This window comes from Psychrobacter sp. 1Y4 (assembly GCF_051847555.1).
On record NZ_JBPYDE010000223.1, the window covers coordinates 1 to 952 of the forward strand.

The following is a 952-nucleotide window of genomic DNA, read 5'->3' on the forward strand; positions in this document are numbered from 1 at the left end:
AACAGGCTGCTAGCACGCGTTTAGGATTTTCTGTTAAAAAGACCATGATTTTGGCGCAGCGTCTGTATGAAGCGGGTCATATTACTTATATGCGTACCGACTCGACGTTCTTGTCTGGCGATGCACTTGCTGCGGTCCGAGGTCATATCGAAGACAGCTATGGCGCAAAATACGTGCCAGAAAAGCCAAATTTCTATGGCAATAAACAAGGCGCACAAGAGGCGCATGAAGCGATTCGTCCCTCTAATGTCAACATGAAATCAACGCAGCTCAAAGGTGTTGAGCGTGATGCCATACGTCTATACGAGCTGATCTGGCGTCAGTTTGTGGCGTGTCAGATGTTGCCTGCCAAATATCTATCAGTGAACCTATTTGTCGGTGCAAGCGATATCGAGTTAAAAGCGCGCGGTCGTACCATGGTGTTTGATGGCTACACAAAAGTCATGCCACCAGCTAAGACTGACGATACCTTACTGCCTGATGTCAAAAAAGGCGACAAATTAAACCTTGATAAGCTAGATCCAAGTCAGCACTTTACTAAGCCTGCGCCTCGCTATACTGAAGCAAGCCTAGTCAAAGAGCTTGAGAAAAAAGGTATCGGTCGTCCATCGACTTATGCGTCAATTATCTCCACCATTCAAGATCGCGGTTATGTGAAGCTTGAGAACAAGCGACTATTTGCTGAAAAAATGGGTGATATCGTCACGGATAGATTGACAGCCAGCTTCCCAGACTTAATGGATTATACCTTTACTGCGGCGTTAGAGGACAAGCTCGATCATGTCGCAGAAGGCGACAAAGACTGGAAAGACGTGCTCGATAATTTCTATGGTGAGTTCAAAACCACCCTTGAGCATGCCAAAGGCAAAGATGGTATGCGTCCGAATGACCCAACCGATGTGCCAGATGTCCATTGTGATATCTGTGATCGTCCAATGCAGCTGCGTACAGG

1 protein-coding gene is annotated in these 952 nt (G+C 46.7%); it reads left to right on the top strand.

Annotated elements, in window-relative coordinates:
- A partial coding sequence (locus ACS8FC_RS15375) for a DNA topoisomerase (protein ID WP_439297413.1) occupies positions 1 to 952 on the top strand: 952 nt, incomplete at both ends.